The 20,123-nt window shown below is 61.2% G+C and carries 15 protein-coding genes; 9 read left to right on the forward strand and 6 right to left on the reverse strand.

Annotation, left to right across the window (positions count from 1 at the left end; genetic code table 11):
* Positions 1-65: 65 nt before the first annotated feature.
* Positions 66-2,150: a tetratricopeptide repeat protein gene (locus WD767_11540; GenBank protein MEX2616720.1), complete on the reverse strand. Its 2,085-nt coding sequence runs from the start codon at positions 2,148-2,150 to the stop codon at positions 66-68.
* A 112-nt stretch (positions 2,151-2,262) separates the two neighbouring features.
* On the opposite strand from WD767_11540, the gene WD767_11545 reads away from it, so the two are divergent.
* From WD767_11545 to WD767_11565, 5 genes are all read left to right on the forward strand, one after another.
* Positions 2,263-3,069, forward strand: coding sequence for a DUF1698 domain-containing protein (locus WD767_11545; GenBank protein MEX2616721.1), 807 nt, complete (start codon positions 2,263-2,265; stop codon positions 3,067-3,069).
* A 123-nt stretch (positions 3,070-3,192) separates the two neighbouring features.
* Entirely contained in the window at positions 3,193-4,185 is a 993-nt protein-coding gene (gene denD / locus WD767_11550) for a D-erythronate dehydrogenase (protein ID MEX2616722.1), read from the forward strand.
* A gap of 333 nt (positions 4,186-4,518) precedes the next feature.
* Positions 4,519-6,291 (forward strand): N-acetylglutaminylglutamine amidotransferase, encoded by a 1,773-nt coding sequence (locus WD767_11555; protein MEX2616723.1) that lies wholly within the window; start codon positions 4,519-4,521, stop codon positions 6,289-6,291.
* Positions 6,281-8,083, forward strand: coding sequence for an N-acetylglutaminylglutamine synthetase (ngg, locus tag WD767_11560; protein ID MEX2616724.1), 1,803 nt, complete (start codon positions 6,281-6,283; stop codon positions 8,081-8,083). Before WD767_11555 ends, ngg begins: the two co-directional genes overlap by 11 nt.
* Positions 8,080-9,216 (forward strand): osmoprotectant NAGGN system M42 family peptidase, encoded by a 1,137-nt coding sequence (locus WD767_11565; GenBank protein MEX2616725.1) that lies wholly within the window; start codon positions 8,080-8,082, stop codon positions 9,214-9,216. The genes ngg and WD767_11565 overlap by 4 nt, the downstream gene beginning before the upstream one ends.
* Positions 9,217-9,288: 72 nt before the next feature.
* On the opposite strand, the gene WD767_11570 is transcribed toward WD767_11565, so the two are convergent.
* The 4 genes from WD767_11570 to WD767_11585 form a co-directional block, all read right to left on the reverse strand.
* The gene (locus WD767_11570; protein MEX2616726.1) at positions 9,289-10,095 is read right to left on the reverse strand and encodes an NAD(P)-dependent oxidoreductase; all 807 of its coding nucleotides are present in this window, start codon (positions 10,093-10,095) and stop codon (positions 9,289-9,291) included.
* A 12-nt stretch (positions 10,096-10,107) separates the two neighbouring features.
* Positions 10,108-11,283: a fumarylacetoacetate hydrolase family protein gene (locus WD767_11575; GenBank protein MEX2616727.1), complete on the reverse strand. Its 1,176-nt coding sequence runs from the start codon at positions 11,281-11,283 to the stop codon at positions 10,108-10,110.
* Positions 11,284-11,331: 48 nt separating this feature from the next.
* Entirely contained in the window at positions 11,332-12,207 is an 876-nt protein-coding gene (locus tag WD767_11580) for an NAD(P)-dependent oxidoreductase (GenBank protein MEX2616728.1), read from the reverse strand.
* A gap of 169 nt (positions 12,208-12,376) precedes the next feature.
* The gene (locus tag WD767_11585) at positions 12,377-13,924 is read right to left on the reverse strand and encodes a M81 family metallopeptidase (GenBank protein ID MEX2616729.1); all 1,548 of its coding nucleotides are present in this window, start codon (positions 13,922-13,924) and stop codon (positions 12,377-12,379) included.
* 826 nt (positions 13,925-14,750) lie between these two features.
* Between WD767_11585 and WD767_11590 the strand changes: the two genes are divergently transcribed.
* The 4 genes from WD767_11590 (at position 14,751) to WD767_11605 (ending at position 18,426) form a co-directional block, all read left to right on the forward strand.
* Positions 14,751-15,140, forward strand: a complete 390-nt coding sequence (locus tag WD767_11590) for a hypothetical protein (GenBank protein ID MEX2616730.1) — start codon at positions 14,751-14,753, stop codon at positions 15,138-15,140.
* 256 nt (positions 15,141-15,396) lie between these two features.
* Positions 15,397-15,837 (forward strand): MarR family transcriptional regulator, encoded by a 441-nt coding sequence (locus tag WD767_11595; protein ID MEX2616731.1) that lies wholly within the window; start codon positions 15,397-15,399, stop codon positions 15,835-15,837.
* Positions 15,830-16,942 (forward strand): HlyD family secretion protein, encoded by a 1,113-nt coding sequence (locus WD767_11600; protein MEX2616732.1) that lies wholly within the window; start codon positions 15,830-15,832, stop codon positions 16,940-16,942. Before WD767_11595 ends, WD767_11600 begins: the two co-directional genes overlap by 8 nt.
* A 623-nt stretch (positions 16,943-17,565) precedes the next feature.
* Positions 17,566-18,426 (forward strand): oxaloacetate decarboxylase, encoded by an 861-nt coding sequence (locus WD767_11605; GenBank protein ID MEX2616733.1) that lies wholly within the window; start codon positions 17,566-17,568, stop codon positions 18,424-18,426.
* A gap of 11 nt (positions 18,427-18,437) precedes the next feature.
* On the opposite strand, the gene WD767_11610 is transcribed toward WD767_11605, so the two are convergent.
* A complete protein-coding gene (locus WD767_11610; GenBank protein ID MEX2616734.1) occupies positions 18,438-20,123 on the reverse strand; it encodes a peptidoglycan-binding protein in 1,686 nt (561 codons plus the stop codon).

Consider the following 20,123-nt stretch of genomic DNA (forward strand, 5'->3'; position numbering starts at 1 on the left):
AACCCGCTTCGGTAAGCAATCGGTTTAATCGGTGTCGATGTGGCGGGCGCCATGATGAAGTAAGCCTAGTTCCCGATTTTTTCGGCGCGGGACGCGACCATCCATTCAAATGCGGCTTCCATATGCAAGGCAAATCCCGGCGCGTCGCAGAGCGATGAATTGCGTGCGATGCCTCGAAGCCCTTGGCGCAGCTTTACCAGCGCATCGATGTTTTCCGCTTGCCGTCTGGCGATTTTTACATAGGCATCGGTGTCGGCGGCGATCCAGTCGTTCAGCCCCGTGTGGGTCAACAGGCTGGCGCCGACCCGCGCGGCATGGCGGTTCCCCCGCAGTGTGACAGTCGGGACTCCCATCCACAGCGCCTCGCAGGTTGTGGTCGTGCCGTTATACGGAAACGGGTCCAGGGCGATGTCCACTTCCGCGTAGGTTCCGAGATGTTCGGAAGGCGACGCCACCGTATCGCGCAGCATGATTCTGTCGGCGGCTATATCGTGCATGCCGAAAGCGGCGGTGAAACGGTCACGGGTAGCCGCGTCGGCGAAGGAGCGCGCCTTCAGCATCATGCGAGCGGTCGGCACGGCGTCCAGGACCTTCGCCCAGACTTCGATCACCGCCGGGGTGACCTTGCGGAGGTTGTTGAAGGACCCGAAGGTGACATGTCCGCGCGACAGGGCCGGGAGCGGCGCGACCTCGGGCGCATCGGACGGCGGTGCATAACACAGGAATCCCGCATCAAGCCGGATCAGGGATTCGGTCCATAGTGCCTCCGCGCCGGGTGGGTCGGCAATCGGGTCGGTAATGCGGTAATCGATATCTGTCATTCCCGTCGTGTTCGGGTAACCCAGCCAGGTGACCTGTATGGGCGCGGGCCTGTGTTGAAAGGCCAGCAGACGGTTCCCCGCGGTATGGCCGGACAGGTCCACCAGAATATCGATTTCATCGGCGCGAATCTGCGCTGCAAGCTGCGCGTCATCGATTCCCGCGACCCAGCGCCAGTGGTCGCCGACGGCCTGCAGCCGTGCGGTGGTGTCGTCGGGGTTTTCGAGATTGGCGTAACAGAACACCTCGAACCGGCGACGGTTTCGGTGTCTAAGCAGCGGTTCGAAGAAATAGGCGACCGAATGCCGGCGGAAATCGCCGGAAACATAGCCGATGCGCAGGCGGCGGGAATTTGGGCGGGTGCCGGTGGCGGGCTGGGCGGCGACGGGCGCCGCATGCTGCTCGGCCCAACGGCAATGCGCCTGAAACAGTATGCCAGGGTTGTTTTCCCGGTAATTGCGGCACAGCAGCAGGTTCGAATGGGCGCGGTTGTCGCCGGGATTGCGTTCGAGCGCCTGCTTGAATCGTTCTTCCGCCGCGTCGATGCGGCCCTGGTCGAGCAGCACGCCGGCGAGATTGTCATAGGCTTCGGTGAGGGACGGATCGAGGGACATCGCCTTCAGCAGCGCTGCCTCACTGCCAGCGAGCTTTCCCCGGCTGTGCCGCAGGGCGCCGAGATAGCGATACAGCCCGGCGTTTTCCGGCTGGTCTGCGATGGCCAGATCGATAGTTGCTTCCGCCGCTGCGATGGAACCTCTCCGGTGCTGGGCGACGGCCAGATTGAACCGGGCATCGGAAAGGTCCGGTTGCAGCGCCAGAGCGTGACGGAAGCTTTCCTCGGCCGCCGCCGGTTGCCCGGTGCCGAGCATGACCCGGCCGAGATTGCAGTAGGCCTGGGCATATCGGGGGTTCGATTCGGTTGCCCGCCGGTAGGCCGCCGCGGCGGCGCCCGGCTGTCCCATGGCTTCCAGCGCCGCGCCCAGATTGTTTTCGGCTTCGGCGAAATCCGGCTCGCGGGCGATGGCGATCCGGAATGCGGCGCAGGCCGCGTCGTGCCGGCCCAGCGCCATGAGGACCAGCCCGTGCAGGTTATGGCCGTCCGCCATCTCCGGAAGCAGGGATATCGCGCGGGTAACGAACTTATGCGCCGCCGGCAGGCGACCCTGCTGATAGGCGATGACCGCCAGAAAATAGAGCGCGCTTGTATGGTCCGGATCCACATCCAGGACATCCCGAAAGCGCGCCGCGACCGTTTCGGCCTGTCCCGATTCGAAAGCCGCTAATGCGGCCTGAAGCAATTCTGCAGCGTTGTGTCTCTTTGTATCGTTCAACGGCGCCACTCCCGGTGCAAGGCGTGCGTGGATTCCACCGCGCCGGTGCCGTAGGATACGCGCAGCGCCGCCCGGCGGTAACAGTGTCTGAACGGCAGGACAGGATTCATCAATGGCTCCGCACATTCCGGATAATACATCGGCGGATTCCGCGCCGCCGGATCTGGCAGGCCGGGTCGCGTCGATAGACTACTGGTATCACAGGATCGACCTGCCGGGCGGCATTACGACGCCGGGATGGGCGCCGATCAATCCCGCCGCGTACAGGGTGCCGTCCAATCTGACCGGGCTGCGGGTTCTCGATGTTGGCGCGTGGGACGGGTTCTGGACATTCGAGGCGCTGAAGCGGGGCGCGCGCGAAGTGGTCGCCATCGACGATTTTTCCGACTTACTGGGCAAGCTGGATGTCCGGCAGCGTCCGGGCTGGACAAGTTTCGATATCTGCCGGGACGCCTTCGGTTATGACGAATCGCGATGTTCGCGACAGGAAATGAGCGTCTATGACGTGACAGAAGCAGCCCTGGGGCGCTTCGATGCCGTGTTCTGTTTTGGTCTGCTTTATCATCTGCGATATCCGCTGCTGGCGCTGGACCGCCTGGCGGCGGTTTGCGATCAGGCGATTTTTGTCGAATCGGCAATTCTCGATGACTACAGCCCCTATCGCGGCGGCATCGGCAAAGGCTATCCCGATGGACAGATGGTGATGGAATTTTATCCGGACAGCCAGTATGGCAACAACCGGACGAATTTCTGGGTGCCGACCCTGCATTGCCTGGGACACATGGTGCGCAGCGCGGGATTCACGAATGTCGATGGCGGAAAACTGGTCGAGAAGCCCGTGGCGCTGCCCTATTGTCGCGGTGTTGTCGCAGGTTACCGGCAGGGTGCGACTATGCAGCCGGACGGAGGAAACGCATGAAACAGAAAATCGGCCCTTTGGCGGGCGGGTTGCCGATTTCGGTGACGACCCCGGCTCATGGCACGGCCTATGACATTGCAGGGCACTGACCAGGACAACCCAGGACAACGGAGTAAGTCATTCATGAAAGTCGTTATCACCGGCGGCGCCGGATTCATCGGCCGCAAACTGGCGGCGAAGCTGCTGGAAAAGAATTCGCTGGATCTCGGCGGCGGCAGGTCCGGCGCGGTCGACAAGGTGACTGTCTTCGATGTCGGCGAACCGGATCCGCCTTTTCCGCCCGACCCGCGCCTTGATGTCATGACCGGCGATGTCAGCGATATCCAAACGATCCGCCGGTTGATCACGCCCGATATCGACGCGGTCTTCCATCTGGCCGCCGTGGTCAGTTCCGGCGCGGAAGCGGATTTCGACCTGGGCATGCGGGTCAATCTCGGCGGAACGCGGGCAGTGCTCGATGTCTGCCGCGAGCTTGGCACCGTGCCGCGGGTCTGCTTCGCCAGTTCCGTCGCGGTGTTCGGCGGCAATGTGCCGGACGTGATCCAGGACGACACCCATCTGACGCCGCAGACGTCCTATGGCGCGCAGAAGGCGATGGGCGAGTTGATGATCAACGACTACAGCCGCAAGGGTTTCGTCGATGGCCGCGCGCTGCGCCTGCCGACCGTCGTGGTGCGGCCGGGTAAACCGAACAAGGCGGCATCGACCTTCGCCAGTTCGATTATCCGCGAACCCCTGCAGGGCGATACGGCGATCTGTCCGGTCGCCCCCGAGCAGGCGATGTGGCTGCTGTCGCCGCGCCGCGTCGTCGATGCCTTCATCCGGGCGGCCGAGCTGCCCGCGGAGGCCTGGGGGCCGAGCCGGTCGGTGTCGATTCCGGGCATCACCCATACGGTCCAGGAAATGGTCGATGCCCTGTCCGTTGTCGCAGGGAAGAAAGTGACGGAACGCATCAAGTGGCAGCCCGATCCGGCTATCCAGAAGATCGTGTCCGGGTGGCCGATGCGTTTCGCCGCTGAGCGGGGTCGGGTGCTGGGCTTCGGCGCGGACAGTTCGATGGCGGAAATCATCCGCGCCTTTATCGAGGACGAACTGGACGGGACCTACGCCGAGTGACGGAGCGGCGCAGCCTGACCTCTCCGACGTCAATCGATGCCGGACGTAAAAGATATCGGCATGAAGTAGAAATCGCGTAATTTGAGAGTTATTGCCGATTGGTATAAGATCACAATAACGGAAAAGGTAAAAATAAATGCAAATAAACAAGTCATAAAACTATTACTTGATAATACTAAATATGACTAAGGAATGTTGACCTATATTATATTTTATTTTTGGATTCAGAAGTCCGCCTTGACATGTCAGATGACATGTCTATGTGTTTACAGCAATCTTCTTGCGGAATCATTTTTTGCGATAGACGTCGCGGAAAGGCCATGTTAGCGCGATATGTGTGGCATTTGCGGACACGTCACCTTCGATGGCGCGCCGGCCGATACGGTCGCCCTCGGTCGGATGGTCGATCGTCTGGCGCCCCGTGGCCCGGATGCCAGCGGGATCAATGCCCAGGGTAGGGTTGCGTTTGGACACCGCCGGCTGAAGATCATCGATCTTTCCAATCACGGCCAACAGCCGATGGTCGATTCCGAACTGGGTCTGACGCTGGTATTCAACGGCTGCATCTATAATTACCGTGAACTGAAAGCCGACCTGGAAACCAGGGGCTACCGGTTCTTTTCCACCAGCGATACGGAAGTGATCCTCAAGGCATACCATGCCTGGGGGACCGACTGCGTGCAGAAGCTGCAGGGCATGTTTGCCTTCGCCGTACATGAGCGGGACAGCGGTCGGGTGGTTCTGGCGCGGGACCGGCTGGGCATCAAGCCATTGTATCTTGCGGAAAGAGCGGACGGCATACTGTTCGCTTCATCGCTGCCGGCAATTCTGGCGGCCGGCGGAGTCAATACCGCGATCGATCCCGTCGCCTTGCATCATTACATGAGCTTTCATGCGGTGGTTCCGCCGCCTTTCACGATTCTAAGAGGTGTGCGCAAACTGCCGCCGGCCACTGTCGCCGTCTTTGAGCCCGATGGGCGGCGCAGCGATAGCGTATACTGGCGTTTCGATCTGATACAGGATGCGGCTGACATCGCGTTGAGCGCGGCGGAATGGGAGGAACGGGTCCTGGATGCGCTGCGGCTGGCCGTCAAGCGACGGATGGTTGCCGACGTGCCGGTCGGGGTGCTGCTGTCGGGAGGAGTCGATTCCAGCCTGATCGTCGGGCTGCTGGCGGAAGCCGGACAGTCGGGTCTGAAGACTTTCTCCATCGGCTTCGAGGAAGCGGGTGGCGAGAAAGGCGACGAGTTCCAGTATTCGGACCTGATCGCGAACCATTTCGGCACCGATCACACCCAGTTGTTCATTCCCTCCACGAATCTGCTCGAAACCCTGCCGCGGACCTTCGCGGCAATGTCCGAACCCATGGTCAGCTACGATAATGTCGGGTTTTTCCTGCTGTCCCAGGAGGTCGCGAAGCATGTGAAGGTCGTGCAGAGCGGTCAGGGGGCTGACGAGGTGTTCGGCGGCTATCACTGGTATCCGCCGCTGATGGACAGCAATGACCCGGTCGCGGATTACGCAAAGGTGTTTTTCGACCGCGATCATGAAGAATTCTCCCGCGCCGTCGATGATGCGCATATCAATGGCGACCACAGCCTGCAATTCGTTGCCGGACAGTTCGCGGCGCCCGGGGCCGACCGCCCGGCGGAAAAAGCCCTGCGGCTGGATACCACCATCATGCTGGCGGACGATCCGGTAAAACGCGTCGACAACATGACCATGGCCTGGGGGCTGGAAGCCCGGGTGCCGTTCCTGGATCATGAACTGGTCGAACTGTCAGGCCGCATACCGGCGGAATTGAAAATCATGGGCGGCGGCAAGACCGTCCTGAAAAACGCCGCCCGCCGCGTTATTCCCGCCGAAGTCATCGACCGGCCGAAGGGCTATTTTCCTGTCCCCGCCTTGAAATATATCGACGGCCCCTATCTGGACTATGTCCGGGAGGCGCTGACGGGGCCGACGGCCCGTCAGCGGGGGGTGTTCAAATCCGATTATCTGGATGAACTGCTTGGCGACCCCAGGGGGCATATCACGCCGTTGCGCGGCTCGAAGCTCTGGCAGGTCGCCGTCCTGGAACTGTGGTTGCAGACTCATGATATCTGACCGGAATACCGAAAGCGGATCGCCCGCGACGGGCGATCCGATGGACCCCAACCAGATGACGTCGCTCAAGCACTGGGGCGTGGCGCCCCGGGGAGCGCATGTCGACGCGATGCGCGCCAATGCTTTCATCGATTGCGGCTGGGGGCGTCTTATATTCGGACAGACGTTCGAGGATCCGGCGACTCTTGTGGAAGAGCTGGCGCATGAAAAGAACGGGCAGCGCGATGTCGCCCTGTATTCCCGGGATTCGAATGTTGTCATCTCGCTGGCCCCGCAGCAGATGTTCCTCGACCCCTCGCTGACCTTCCGGCTGCCGCTGGAGCCTTATGGGCGGTCTTCGGTTGCCGGCGTGCCGGTGGATATCAGGCTCGCGTATGGCGCCGGCGACGAGGACAATATCAACCGGATTTACAAATCCCATGGCATGGTGCCGGTTTATCCGGGCTTTCTGGCCGATCACGCGGATGACAACTGTCTGGTCCTGCTGGTTGCGGTGGACCGGGCCACGGGGAAAATTGTCGGTACGGTGACCGGCGTGGATCACCGCCGCGCCATCGAGGACCCCGACAACGGCAGCAGCCTGTGGGCGCTTGGCGTCGATTCGCAATGTCCGGTGCCCGGTGTCGGTATGTATTTGGTGCATGCGCTGGCCTGTGTGTTCAAGGAGCGCGGCCGCGCCTTCATGGACCTGTCGGTCATGCATGATAATGACACCGCCATCGCCCTGTACCGGCAGGTGGGTTTCGAACAGGTGCCGGTTTACTGTATCAAGAACAAGAACACGATCAATGAGCCGCTCTTCGTGGGGCCCGAACAGGAAGAATCCCTGAATATTTATGCGCAGATCATCGTTGATGCCGCCCGGCGGCGCGGCATATTTGTCGAAGTTCAGGACGCTGAAAACGGCTTCTTCCGTCTTTCCCTGGGGGGGAAGTCGATTTCGTGCCGGGAATCGCTGAGCGATTTTACCTCCGCGGTTGCCATGAGCCGCTGCGACGACAAATCGGTAACGCGCAAACTGCTTGCCAATGGCGGGATCAGGCTGCCGGCCCAGGCCGTCGTCGAGAGCGAGGAAGACGTCCGGGCGTTTCTCAAAGAGTATCCCAGGGTGGTCGTCAAGCCGGCGCGGGGTGAACAGGGAAACGGAATTTCGATCGACTTGCGCAATGTTGGCGAAATCATGGAAGCGATGGAGCGTGCCCGGCAGATCAACGACAAGGTGCTGCTGGAGGAATATGTCGAAGGCGAGGATTTGCGTATCATCGTCATCGACGGTCGGGTCGTTGCCGCCGCCGTGCGCCGTCCGCCGGTGATTCAGGGCGATGGCAAGCATACGATACGCGAACTCATAGACAAGCAGAGCCGCCGCCGCAGGGCGGCAACAGGGGGGGAAAGCATGATCCCCCTGGATGACGAAACGATGCGGACATTACGGGAAACCGGCTACGAACTGGACGATGTCCTTGATTCGGGCGTCCATGTGACGGTCCGGAAGACTGCGAACCTCCATACCGGGGGAACGATTCACGATGTGACCGACCACGTGAATCCGCGCCTGGTATCCGCGGCGGTCGCGGGCGCGCGCATCCTCGACATGCCGGTTGTCGGTTTTGATTTTCTGGTGCCGGACGTCAAGGCGCCTGAGTATCATGTCATCGAGGCCAATGAGCGGCCGGGGCTGGCCAACCACGAACCGCAACCCGTGGCGGAACGTTTCATCGACTATCTTTTTCCGCAAACCCGTTCACGAGATCTCGGCCGCCGGCTGGAGGAGCAGGAACCTTCCGCATGACGAATCCCGCAATCGATTCCGAGTACATCAAGGACGTGCTGGCCCGCCTTCTGGCGATCCGCAGCCCGTCTGGCAAGACGGATGCCATCGTCCGGCACACCTGTCTGGAACTGGATGCCCTTGATATTTCCTATGAACTGACGCGACGGGGCGCGATCCGGGCCCACCTCTCCGGCGAGCAGAAAAACCCCCGGCGCGCCGTCGTCGCGCATCTGGATACACTGGGCGCGATGGTCAAGCAACTCAAGCATAATGGCCGGCTCGCCTGTGTCCCGATCGGACACTGGTCCGCGCGCTTCGCCGAAGGCGCCCGGGTGACTATCTATACCGAAGAGGGCCAGGAATTACGGGGCACGATCCTGCCGCTCAAGGCGTCGGGACATACCTATAACAAGGAAATCGATTCCCAGCCGGTCAAGTGGGACAATGTCGAAATTCGGGTGGACGAACCATGCACGAACCTGGACCATCTATGGGACCTGGGGTTTCGTGTCGGCGATTTCATAGCCATCGATACGGGCACCGAATTTCTCGACAATGGTTTCGTAAATTCGCGTCATCTGGACGACAAGGCGGGCGTCGCCTGCATGCTGGCCGCGGCCAAGGCTTTGCGCGATTCCGGGCGTGCGCCCGCGCTGGACAGTAACCTGCTGTTCACGATTTCCGAAGAAGTCGGGGTCGGCGCGTCCCATGTCCTGCACGGCGAAGTCGCTGAAATGGTTGCCGTGGACAACGGTACCCTTGCGCCGAACCAGAACACCTGTGAGTTCGGCGTAACCATCGCGATGATGGATTCCAGCGGTCCGTTCGATCGCCACCTGACGCAGCACCTGATCGACTTGTGCAAGCGCGATCAGCTGGATTTCAGCCGGGATATATTCAATTATTATCGTTCCGATGCCGCCGCCGCGCTGGAAGCCGGAAACGACATCCGCACGGCGCTGGTCTGTTTTGGGCTGGATGCCTCGCACGGGTATGAGCGCATACACATTCGTTCGCTGAACAACGTGGCGCAGCTTCTGGTGGGCTACCTGCTGTCGCGCCCGCTGTTCGCCCGGGACGAGATGGTTATCGGCTCCGAAAAGGACTTCCCGCTGATCGAGGCCAACACCGAGCAGCAGACCCGGCGGTAGTCCGGCACCGGCTATCGTACCTTCACGTGTTGGTTGGGTCGCCGGAGGCGATTCAACCAACCATGATCTGATTTAGCGGTTCTTTACCGGTGCGCGCCCGGCCTCGGAATTTACGAATGTCCCGCCCTGATAGATTTCCGTCGGGTCACCGTCCGCTTTCGGTGATTCAGCTGCGAGTACGGCTTTGGCAAAGTCTTCGCTCCTGTCCTGCGGTGCGTAACCGAAGCGCATGGCATTTGCATTGTCCCACCACGCCCGCCTGTTGTCCGACATGCCATAGAAGATTTCATAACGGATATCCGGATGATCCAGGCCGATGGACACCAGCTGTGCGAGATCGCGCGGTGATATCCATATCGCAAGCCGGCGCTTGTCGGCGGGCTCCATCGCCACATTGCCGATGCGGATACAGGTTATTTCCATCCCGTACTTATCGGCATAAAGCGCGCCCATCGCTTCCCCGAAGGCCTTGGAAGCTCCGTAGCGGCTGTCCGGGCGCGGGATCGCCGTATGGTCGATGATCTGGTCGCGCCGGTAGAAGCCGGCGGCATGGTTGGAACTGGCGAAAACCACGCGTTTCACCCCGGTCCGGTAGGCGGACTCATACAGGTTGCGCACCCCGATGATGTTGGCGTCGAGAATAGTCTGCCAGTCCCCTTCGAACGCATGTCCGCCAAGGTGGAATATGCCGTCAACGCCATCGGTCGCCGTCTGCACGGCATCCAGATCGGTCAGGTCGGCCGGCACATATGTCTCGTCGCCAGCGAGGTCGCCAATGGGTGCGATGTCGGACAGGCGCAGATTATACTTTCCCTTGAATTCCTTGCGCAGGAATGTGCCGATTCCGCCCGCGGCGCCGGTCAACAGAATGGTTTTCATAGCACCGCCTCCTTAAAGAACGCCGCGTCTTGCGAGGTTGCGCATCAGCGCCGATGCGCCGAACACCCAGGGCGCGGCCTTGTCGCTGCTGGTGACCCGGTTGGTCAGTGAACCGAGCCTGGGGCTGGAGATAGTGACGATATCGCCGATCTTGTGGGTAAACCCTTCGCCTGGCGCGCCGCGGTCCTTGGTCGGCGCGAAAGCCGTCCCGGTGAACAGTGCCGCGCCGTCCGGGTACTGGTGATACGCGCCGAGGGTCTGCCCGGCGAGGTCGACAATGTCGCGGCTGATGCGCTGCATCGAACTTTCGCCGTCCATGACAAACTGGTCGTCGCCGGTAACCCGCATGGTCAGGAGCGCGTTGCGGATGTCGTCAAGCCCGAATGATTCGTCAATCAGGCGGATGAACGGACCGATCGAACAGGATGCGTTGTTGTCCTTCGCCTTGCCTAGCAGCAAAGCGCTGCGCCCTTCGAAGTCGCGCAGATTGACATCGTTGCCCAGCGTCGCGCCGATGATTTTCCCGCTCGCGCCGAGGATCAGTACAATTTCCGGTTCCGGGTTGTTCCAGCGCGACCCCGGATGGATACCGACTTCCGCCCCGGTTCCGACGGCGGACATCGGCTGGCTCTTGGTGAAGATCTCCGCATCCGGACCGATTCCGACTTCGAGATACTGTGACCACATATCGCGTTCCAGCAGCGCCTGTTTCAGCGCGGCGGCTTCCGGCGATCCGGGAATAACGGCGGCCAGATTGTCGCCAATGGCGCCCATGATGACACGGCGGATTTCCTCCGCCGCTGCCGGGTCGCCTGCGGCGCGTTCCTCGATCACCCGTTCCAGCATCGACCCGACAAACGTGACTCCGGCCGCCTTCAGCGCTGACAGGTCGACCGGGGCCAGCAGCCAGGGCCCGGTCTGGTCCCGGGCATCGGCGGCGCTGTTGGCGATGACCGACCCGGCCGGGCCAAGGTCGTCGCCGATCGCATACCGGGCATAGGTTGCCGGATCGTCGGCATTGATCAGGTCCGTCATCGTCGGCGCGGCGGCGGTGATGTCGAACAGGTTCCCGTCACGCAGGGTGACGACGGAAGGCCCGCCCGCATCCGGCCGCCAGATGCGGCCGACCAGTGTCGCGGTTTCGGCATCCGCGGGCAGCGTCGACCGGGCATCGAGAGAAAATTCCATAGAAGCGCTCCTGAACTGGCGGTGAGGCGTCCCTTCGTAATGGCGCCGTTACATCGTCCGCCCGTTGGTGGTGATGTTCCGGTGGATTTCCTCAGCGAATTCGATTTCGGAATCGTCTTCCGGTTCGTAGCCGATGACCTTGCGGGCATTGACGATGCTCCAGAACCCGCGCGTATTGTTTGAAACGCCATAGAATATCTGGAACGGAATGCCATCCTCGTTGCGGATATCCCCGGTCTCGATCGATTTGGTATATAGCTGCCGCATGTCGCGTTCGCTGATATAGGCGCCGAGGTCGCGCTTGTAGGTGACCAGGTCGCCGTCGAAATCGGCGGCGCGGACCGGGCGCGGCGCACCGACCCGGACCTGAACGTTTTCAACGACATGGCCGAAACGACCGGTAGCGAACATGAAACCCAGATGTTCGTATGTCGCCTTTGCCCAACCGTAGAAATTATCGGAGCGCGGATAGGTCTCCGGTCCGACCATATCCAGCTGTCCGTTATGCAGTTTGCCCTCGTACCAGTCAGCGGCATGGTTCGACGAGGTTATGACGACTCGGCGGATTTTTTCCTCCACCGCCAGTCGCAGCACGTTGAAGGCCATGTCGACGCTTTTCCGTTCGACGAAATAGCCTTCGACCGGTTCGGGGCCGGGCCGTTCCTTCTTCCACTGTCCCGGCGCGCTGGTCTTCACGCCAGGGGTCTTCGCGCGGACATTGTGGACAATGGTGTCGACCCCGCGGAAATGCTGGCGGTATTTATCGACATCCGGGTCGCTGACATCGGCTTCGATGATGTCATTGGCATGCTGGCTCGGCCGCGTATCCAGCAGGGTAAGGTCGTACTTGTCGCGGAACGTCGGCAGCAACTGCCGCGTGATTTCGCCGGAAGCGCCGGTAATCAGTACCCGTCGTTTCGCCATATGTCATTCTCCCAGTCGGTGGTGGCTTGCAGCAGCGTACCGGGCCGTTTGCCCTATGTCTGTCATTCGCGGACAGATCCCGCGCCACGCCAAAACGAAAGTGTCATTATATGGCGGGACGCCTGTCAGCGGTAGCCGATTCAATGTATTGCGGGGTGGCGGGGGCCGGTTACCAGTCCGGCGGAGTCCATTGCGTGTCGGGATCGAGCGGAAAGACCGGGCGCGGAAATCCGGTCCATTCGAAATTCGACAGGGTCGGCGAGGTCAGTCCCGGCGCGTCGCATTCGATGACCCGTTCGGGCGAAAAATAGGGCAGGAATCCAGCGCGGAAATGGCCGCGCGACTTTACCGTGACACTACGGGCCTCAGCCACCTTCACGCCGAAGCTTTCGAAGAAATTCGGGTCGATGCACTGTTCGCGGATCGAGGCAACGACCACCGTCACGCTGCCGACCTGCAGGACCGCCGTGGGGCCGAGGTCGAGTTGCAGATTGGCGAATGTGCCCGGATCCGCGCCGATGAACTTACCATCCGACAGGTTCAGAACGGTCGCCGGATGGCGGTATTCGTTTGAATAAACATCGGGCTCGGCACGATTGAAAACGGCGTCGAAGTTTGCGCCGACGCCCAGAGTGTGGGCTTCGGCCGCCAGCGGCGGATCGTTCATGACGCCCAGTATGGCGCCCTTCGCACCGGACGCGACCAGCGCCTCGAGCAGCCATGTGGTATTGCCCCTGCCGCCGCCACCGGGATTGTCCGCGACATCGGCAATGATGACGGAAGGCAATGCGGAATCCGCGCCACAGGCAACCGCCCGTGCGACGCAATCTTCCAGCGGCGTCAGGTGCGGGACGAAATAATCGTGCTGCGCCCATACCCGCTCCGCCAGTTGGCGGCAAATCGCGCGCGCCCGGCGCAGGTCGCTGCGCGTGGTCACCAGAAACGCCATCCCGTTATAGGGCGTATCGCCATAGGTGAAGCCGCCCAGGATGGAGACGTTCATCACCTCGTCGTCGATACATGTCTGCCCCAGGTCAATGGCTTCGCCATAGGGGCCGACGGCGGTGCGCTGGCAGACCTGCGGCGCGACCAGCGGCAGCCGGATGAAGGCGGTTTGCGGTCGCAACCCGGCCAGCAGTTCGCGCATGGCGCCGGCGGCTTCCACGCCGCGCTCATACTGATCCACATGCGGGTTCGTCCGGTATGCGATCAGCATGTCCGTGGCGGCAACCATCTCGTCCGAAACATTGCCATGCAGATCCAGGGTGGAGATGATTGGCACCTCCGGGCCGACGATGGCGCGCGCCATGGTGAACATGGCACCGTCGGGATCGGGTATTTCTGTGGTTACGGCGGCGCCGTGCTGTCCGAAATAGACCCCGTCCAGCGGCATGGCCGCCTCCAGCCCGCGTTTCATTTCTTCGCATAATTCGCGGTAGAAATCATGGTCGATCGGTCCCGCCGCGCCGATATCGGCGACAACGATGGGGACCGGGGTCCAGGGACCGCTTTGGTTCATCGCGTCGATGAAGCCGGTCATGGTGCCGCCCATGCGGGAATGTTCCCGTGCCGCATCGATCATGATGTCATCGCCGGACAGGAGGACCTTTTCGGCAAAATCCTTTCGGTAGACAGGCGGTGCGAAGCGGTTGCTTTCCAGATGTAGCGCCAGCAACGCAATACGTTTGCCCGGCCCGGATTCCGATGGCTTCGTCATGAAATGCCTCTCTCGCGACCGTGTCCGTCAGGTGCTCATACTACGTGATTTCGAGCAATCCTACAGATAGTGGAAAATCTTCACAGGCTTATGTGCACTACCGCCGGCGTAATTCCGCGCGGCGGCGACCAGTCAATCGAAAGATACACGGCGCTGCAAGGAGAAGGGAGCCGAACGGAAGAAAAACGAAAAGCGGGAGTGGGATCGCAGCGGTGTCAGACGGAAATATCGAGCAACGAACCCCGTCGCGCGGACGGGTTGAAATCCGCCTCGGCGTCGCCTGGCGTTTTTGCCGGAATAGTCGAATCCCCGCGCGGCTCGTTTGTATCGCGCCTCTCGTTCGAGGGTGTCTTGGCGACGGTTGCCTGTCCGGACGGGAACGAGACAGGGCGCTGGACGGATGAATAATTATCGACTTCCACTGTTCGCTCCCAACTACCCCGGCGGATTCTCCGCGCGCCTGCGCCCGTACAGTGTCGGGTCGTACTCGTCAGTGCCTTCCGGGTCGAAGGGCATCAGAATGACCGGAAATTCGCCATTTTTTATAGCCACACGGAGCCATTTCTGGGCACAGCGCTGAATTTCGTCGTCAGAAATGTCCATCCTTTACCATCCCGATTGTCTGATGTCGTAACATTCCGGAGCATACGATCGCATATATTCCGTCGCTGCAAAGTGACATCGGTCACGGCTGCCAATTATTTCGAAAGTGGTATATAGCTACCTTTTACATGTCATGCAACGAAGGATTCTATTAACGATTTCATTACCGCAGCAGGATCTGGTATGCTGTATAAAATGAATGGGACTGTGAGGGGATGACCAGATGCCAAAATTTCTGACGCTTGTGGTGGCCGGATTTTTGCTGGCGGCCTGCACTACGGCGGCGGAACTGCGGCCCAGGGAAGGCGGCGTCTGGATTCCGGTATCGGGCAAATCCTATGACGAAGTTTTCAAGGCGGCCAACAAGGTTATGGCCCGCCACCTTCATATCGTCGAGGCGGATGCGGAACTCGGTACCGTGAAGGGCGTGACGTCCCAGAATTCGTATTTCTGGAATGAAGCCGCCGGCCTCTATGTATGGCCGACAATCTCCAATGATTCCGGTTATACGGTCTATGTCGATAGCATCGCGGGCAGCCTGTATTATCAGGGAGTCCGGGATTGGAAGACGATTATCCTGGACGATCTGAAAAAGGAACTGGGCGCCGTCTGACCGCCGGTTATTGAGGCCTCCGAATTTCGGAAATAAGGGTTTAAGGCTGGATCAGGTCCGGTTTAAACGCAGCCAGTTGCGGTTCCATTTATACCTGATGCGCTAAAGTCCCGCGCACTCCCGGATCTGGATGAAAACGTAACAGGTGTTATTATAAGTCTTGCTTATAATGAGCCTCCCAACTATTTTATAGGCGATGTCCGGTCAGTCTGTAGAACACCTCTTCGGCTTTATGCTGAACGATATTTCGCGCCTGATGCGAACCCAGTTTGACAATCGGGCGCGCGATCTGGGGCTGACCCGGTCGCAATGGCGGGTAATGGTGTATCTGGCGCGCAGCGAAGGCGTGAACCAGAGCGGCCTTGCCGAAATGATCGAAGTCGACCGCATGACGATCGGGCGTCTGGTAGACCGCCTGGAAGCCTCGGGTTGGGTCGAACGCCGGCCGGATGCCAGCGACCGGCGGGTCCACAGGCTTTATCTGACCCGGGCGGCGAGACCTTTGCTCGACAAGATGATAGTACTGGCAAACGACGTGCAGGAAGCGGCGCTGGAAGGGCTCTCCGCTGCTGACCGCAAAAAGCTTGGCGAACTTCTCTCGGCTATTATGAGCAACGTTTCGGCGCGACAGGCGGTGAGCGACGCCGAAATGTCCGGCGTATCGCGCGTGGCGCGTTTTGGAGGTTCCGGTGACTGATAGCGATACAAAAGAGATTAAACCGACGCCGCGGCGGCAGAGGCGCTTCGCGAAGTTTATGTTCCGGCTGGTGCTGCTGATTGTCATTCCGGCGGCGGCGGCGCTGATCGGCGCCTACGTCTATGTGACCGGGCAGCGGTATGTCTCGAGCGAGAACGCCTTCGTCAAGGCGAACAAGATCGCGATCAGTTCGGAAGTGTCGGGCAAGGTTCGGGCCGTTAATGTCAGCGAGCATGCAACCGTCCATGAGGGCCAGATCCTGTTCCAGATCGATGACGAGGCTTACGCCATCGAGCAGGCGGAGGCGCAGGCGGCGCTGCAGCGGATCCGTAATGACGTTGAATCGCTGCGCGCGAATTACTGGGTGAAGCTGGCCGAACTGAAACTTGCGAAGGACGATTTTTCGTATTTCAACAAGACGTTCGAAAGGCGTGAAGCCCTGCGCTCGCGCGGAAACGCGTCGGAGGAAAGCCTTGATCAGGCGCGGCGACAGCGGAATTCCGCGCAACAGAATATCACAATTCTGCAGCAGGAAATCCGCCAGATTCTGGCCGGCCTGAACGGGGATCCCGATCTGAAGGTCGAGGATTTCCCGGCCTATCTGCAGGCGCAAGCGGTCTATGACCGGGCGTCGCTGGACCTGCAGCGTACCATTGTGCGCGCGCCGTCATCGGGCCGCATCAGCAGGATCGCGCTGGAGCCGGGCGAATTCGTCAAAGCGGAGGAACCGCTGTTCGCGATCATTTCCGACAAATACGTATGGATCGAGGTCAATATCAAGGAGACCCAATTGACGCATTTGAAAAGCGGTCAGATGGCGACGGTTGAAATCGATGCCTATCCGGACGTGATATGGACCGCGAAGGTCGACACCATCAGCCCGGCGACCGGTGCGGAATTCGCCATCCTGCCCCCGCAAAATGCAACCGGCAACTGGGTCAAGGTGGTGCAGCGCCTGCCGATCCGCCTGGTCCTCGACAATCCGGACACCGGGCCGGTGTTGCGTACGGGGATGAGCGCGCATGTCGAGATCGATACCGAACATGAAGCGGTGCTGCCGGGCTTCGTAAAGGAAGCACTGGCCTGGGTCTCGCCAAACCCGTGACGACCGGACCGGGGGTGTTTCCCGGCCGGGCGGAACGGTTCGACGAATGCGTGGACGTGATCGTCGCCGGTTACGGGTTCGGGGCGGACGATGTATCCGCTGGGCGGGGTTGTCTTCAAGGACGATGCCGTCATGCCTTATGAGTGGAGCGCCGACGATCAGCGAGAAGTCGAAAACGGAATCCTGAAACGTGCCGACTGCATCGCGGAACTGGCCGCCATCATCGGGTGCGACGCGGCAACGCTCCATGCCTCGCCCGAACGTTGGAACGCGGCCAGCGCGGCCGGCAGTGACGCCGATCATGGCCGGCCCCCTGAATCACTGGCTGCAATCGCCAGGTCGCCTTTTTGCGTCGGGGAGATATGGCCGGTGGTATCGAATACTCTCAGGACGGGACGGTCCGGTGCACGATGCGTGTCAGCGCGTGTTGAACGGGTACGGAGAACCGATTCCCGGACTGTATGAGGCGGGGAGGTTGGCAGCACCCGGGGTCACCTGTATCTTTCCGGCGCAAATCTTTCGGGGTGTTTTATCGGTGGCCGGATTGCGGGACGCGAAGCCAGCGCCCGCTCGCCATGGTCTACATAACTGCCTGTCAGGGCATGAAAAAACGGAGAACGACGATGCGGGCATCGACCAAATTGCGTGAACTCATTGCCGCGGACGGCATCATTACCGCGCCCGGCTGCTATGACGGGCTGTCGGCGCGGTTGATTGAAAACGCCGGGTTCCCTGCCGTTTATGTCAGCGGCGGCGCGACAGCGCGGAGCACCGGTGTTCCGGATATGGGGTTGATCAGCCCGTCGGAGGTCGCTGCACGGCTGACGCAGATCGTCGATGCGATCAGAATTCCCGTGATCGCCGATATGGATACCGGCTTCGGCAATGCGCTGAACGCGCGGCAGGCCATTCGGGCCTTCGAGCGGGCTGGCGTCGCGGGATTCCATATCGAAGACCAGACCTTCCCCAAACGCTGCGGCCATTACGACGACAAGAGCATCGTTCCGACGCTGGAATTTTGCCAGAAGATCAGGGCAATCCGCGATGCCTCTGAAGACAACGACACCGTGATCGTGGCCCGGACGGATGCAATCGCCGTGGAAGGATTCGACGCCGCCATCGACCGTATGCATCAGTATATGGACGCCGGCGCCGATGTGGCCTTCGTGGAGGCGCCGACCACGGAGGCGGAAATAGAGGAAATCGCCAAGCGTATTCCCGGCCCGAAACTGATCAACATGTTCCTGGGCGCGAAAACGCCCCTGCTTTCCACCCAGCGTCTTGCCGAGATCGGCTACAAGATCGTGATCATTCCCAGCGATACGCAGCGGGCGGCGATCAAGGCCATGCAGCGGGTCCTGGAAACGATCAGGCGAGACGGGCACAGTGCGGCCATGGCGGACGATATGGCTTCTTTCCAGGACCGCGAGGCGATCGTGAATACGGAGAGTTTCATGGAGATCGACCGCCGTTACGCCAGTTGACCCGGTGACGGTCACAGCCTGATCAGGGCATTCGCGAGACGGCTGAATATCCGCGCCCGCCACCATTCGCTCCGGACCGCGCGCGCATCGCGCAGCGCCATGGCAAATACCGCCCTGGCATCATCGGGCCGGCCGTTTTCAGCCATCAGGATCGCCGCGCCGACCAGGATGGACGCCCGGTCAAACGCGCTGTTGACGGCCTCCGTCGCCTCGACGGCCCGGTCCCGCAGGCCGTCCGCATCACCGCCGTTACTGGCGGCAAAGCGCCAGATCGTCTGGGCGCGCAGTGTCCGGCTCCGGATTTTATCGATAACCGAAAACGCCTGCGTGTAGTCCTGTATCCCCGCCCAGACCTCGGCAATTTCCGCCAGGGCGGTATCCGCGGCGAACGGTCGAACGATATCGAGGCTGGTGGTCATTGCGCGTTTGAGTATCCGGGTCGCATGCTCCCGGTCGCCTTGCTGCAACCGGGCCGCAGCGATCTTCGAAAGGGCGAGCACATGCAGTCGCGGCGAGCGCAGTTTGTCGGCCAGCGCCAGGGCTTCCTTCGGCAACTGTCCCAATGCGATCTGCCCCGCTGTTTCCGCCAGCGCGATGTGATCGCGGCCGATGTCGCCGAGTGCGGCAAGAATGGCCAGCGCCTCCTCGGTCCGGCCGATCCGGGCATAGGCGCCCGCCAGAATCCCAAGAACCGTCTGCCGCGTATCGCGACTGGCGCCCGGATCGACGAATCCACGGGCCAGGGTCAGCATTGCCGCCGCTGCCTCTGACCGACCGCTTTGGTCGAGCTTGCCGGCAACCTCCGCGGCGATCTCGCCGGCGGCAACCGGGTCTTCAAGGTGCGAAAGCAGATCCCGCAGGGCGGGCAGTGTTGCGGGCTGTGTTGTTGTGCCTGCATCGTCGGGGTTTGCTTCGGCGATGGTGATGGCGGCCAAGGCCCTGGCCCGGTTCCCGTCATCGGGAATGTTGGCAGCCAGCACCCTGGCATCTTCCATGTGACCTGAAGTGACCAGGGCGATTGCGGCTTCGCGCAGTGAAACGACGACGAGGCGGACGTCGCCGATGTGGCGGATGCTGGACCGGACGTCCGCAAGGCTGCCTCTGAGCGCCTGCGCCTGTACGATCTCGCGCAATGCCCAGTCCCGGTAGTCGCTGCGCTCGATCCCTGCCGTTGCCAGGAGCGCCTCATCGATCAGGCATTGTGGGCTGGGGGATTGCAGGCAGGCCTCAGCCGATAGATCCTGCGGCGACGCCCTTACCGGGGCCGGGGCCTGAAGCAGGTCGCGCGTTTCGGGATTGGCGAGCAGCGCCGCGCGCGCCCGCGCTGTCTGTATGCGCCTCGCCTCTGCAAGCCGCTGTTTCAGGGCGTCCGGTCTGCCGGTGCTCTCCATATGCCGCAACAGACTGCCGCTTGCCTCGCCGTCCTCGACCAGGCCGTGCTGGCGCTGATACGCGCGTATCGACTGCTGCAGTTCCGGACTGATCCGGCCATCCGCCGGGGCGGGAAGCAGGCTGAATTCGGTCAGGAATTTCTGGATATCCCGTACAAGGGGCGACCACTCGAAAAGCCGTTCGCGCCTGTCGCCTTCGGGCGGCGCCAGGTCGAACCGGGCGGCGCCGGATTCCGGCGAAAGATGTGCCATCGCCACCGATATGGCGGCGATGAACAGGCAGTTCAGTGCGTAACTATGGCGCAT

This window comes from Alphaproteobacteria bacterium (assembly GCA_040905865.1).
Classification (GTDB): Bacteria; Pseudomonadota; Alphaproteobacteria; order UBA8366.

Coding starts and splice junctions, on each gene's coding strand:
- WD767_11555 (MEX2616723.1), top strand. CDS start 4,519: ATGTGTGGCATTTGCGGACACGTCACCTTCGATGGCGCGCCGGCCGAT.
- WD767_11545 (MEX2616721.1), top strand. CDS start 2,263: ATGGCTCCGCACATTCCGGATAATACATCGGCGGATTCCGCGCCGCCG.
- WD767_11580 (MEX2616728.1), bottom strand. CDS start 12,207: ATGGCGAAACGACGGGTACTGATTACCGGCGCTTCCGGCGAAATCACG.
- WD767_11590 (MEX2616730.1), top strand. CDS start 14,751: ATGCCAAAATTTCTGACGCTTGTGGTGGCCGGATTTTTGCTGGCGGCC.
- WD767_11605 (MEX2616733.1), top strand. CDS start 17,566: ATGCGGGCATCGACCAAATTGCGTGAACTCATTGCCGCGGACGGCATC.
- ngg (MEX2616724.1), top strand. CDS start 6,281: ATGATATCTGACCGGAATACCGAAAGCGGATCGCCCGCGACGGGCGAT.
- WD767_11570 (MEX2616726.1), bottom strand. CDS start 10,095: ATGAAAACCATTCTGTTGACCGGCGCCGCGGGCGGAATCGGCACATTC.
- WD767_11565 (MEX2616725.1), top strand. CDS start 8,080: ATGACGAATCCCGCAATCGATTCCGAGTACATCAAGGACGTGCTGGCC.
- WD767_11585 (MEX2616729.1), bottom strand. CDS start 13,924: ATGACGAAGCCATCGGAATCCGGGCCGGGCAAACGTATTGCGTTGCTG.
- WD767_11610 (MEX2616734.1), bottom strand. CDS start 20,123: ATGCGCCATAGTTACGCACTGAACTGCCTGTTCATCGCCGCCATATCG.
- WD767_11575 (MEX2616727.1), bottom strand. CDS start 11,283: ATGGAATTTTCTCTCGATGCCCGGTCGACGCTGCCCGCGGATGCCGAA.
- denD (MEX2616722.1), top strand. CDS start 3,193: ATGAAAGTCGTTATCACCGGCGGCGCCGGATTCATCGGCCGCAAACTG.
- WD767_11595 (MEX2616731.1), top strand. CDS start 15,397: ATGCGAACCCAGTTTGACAATCGGGCGCGCGATCTGGGGCTGACCCGG.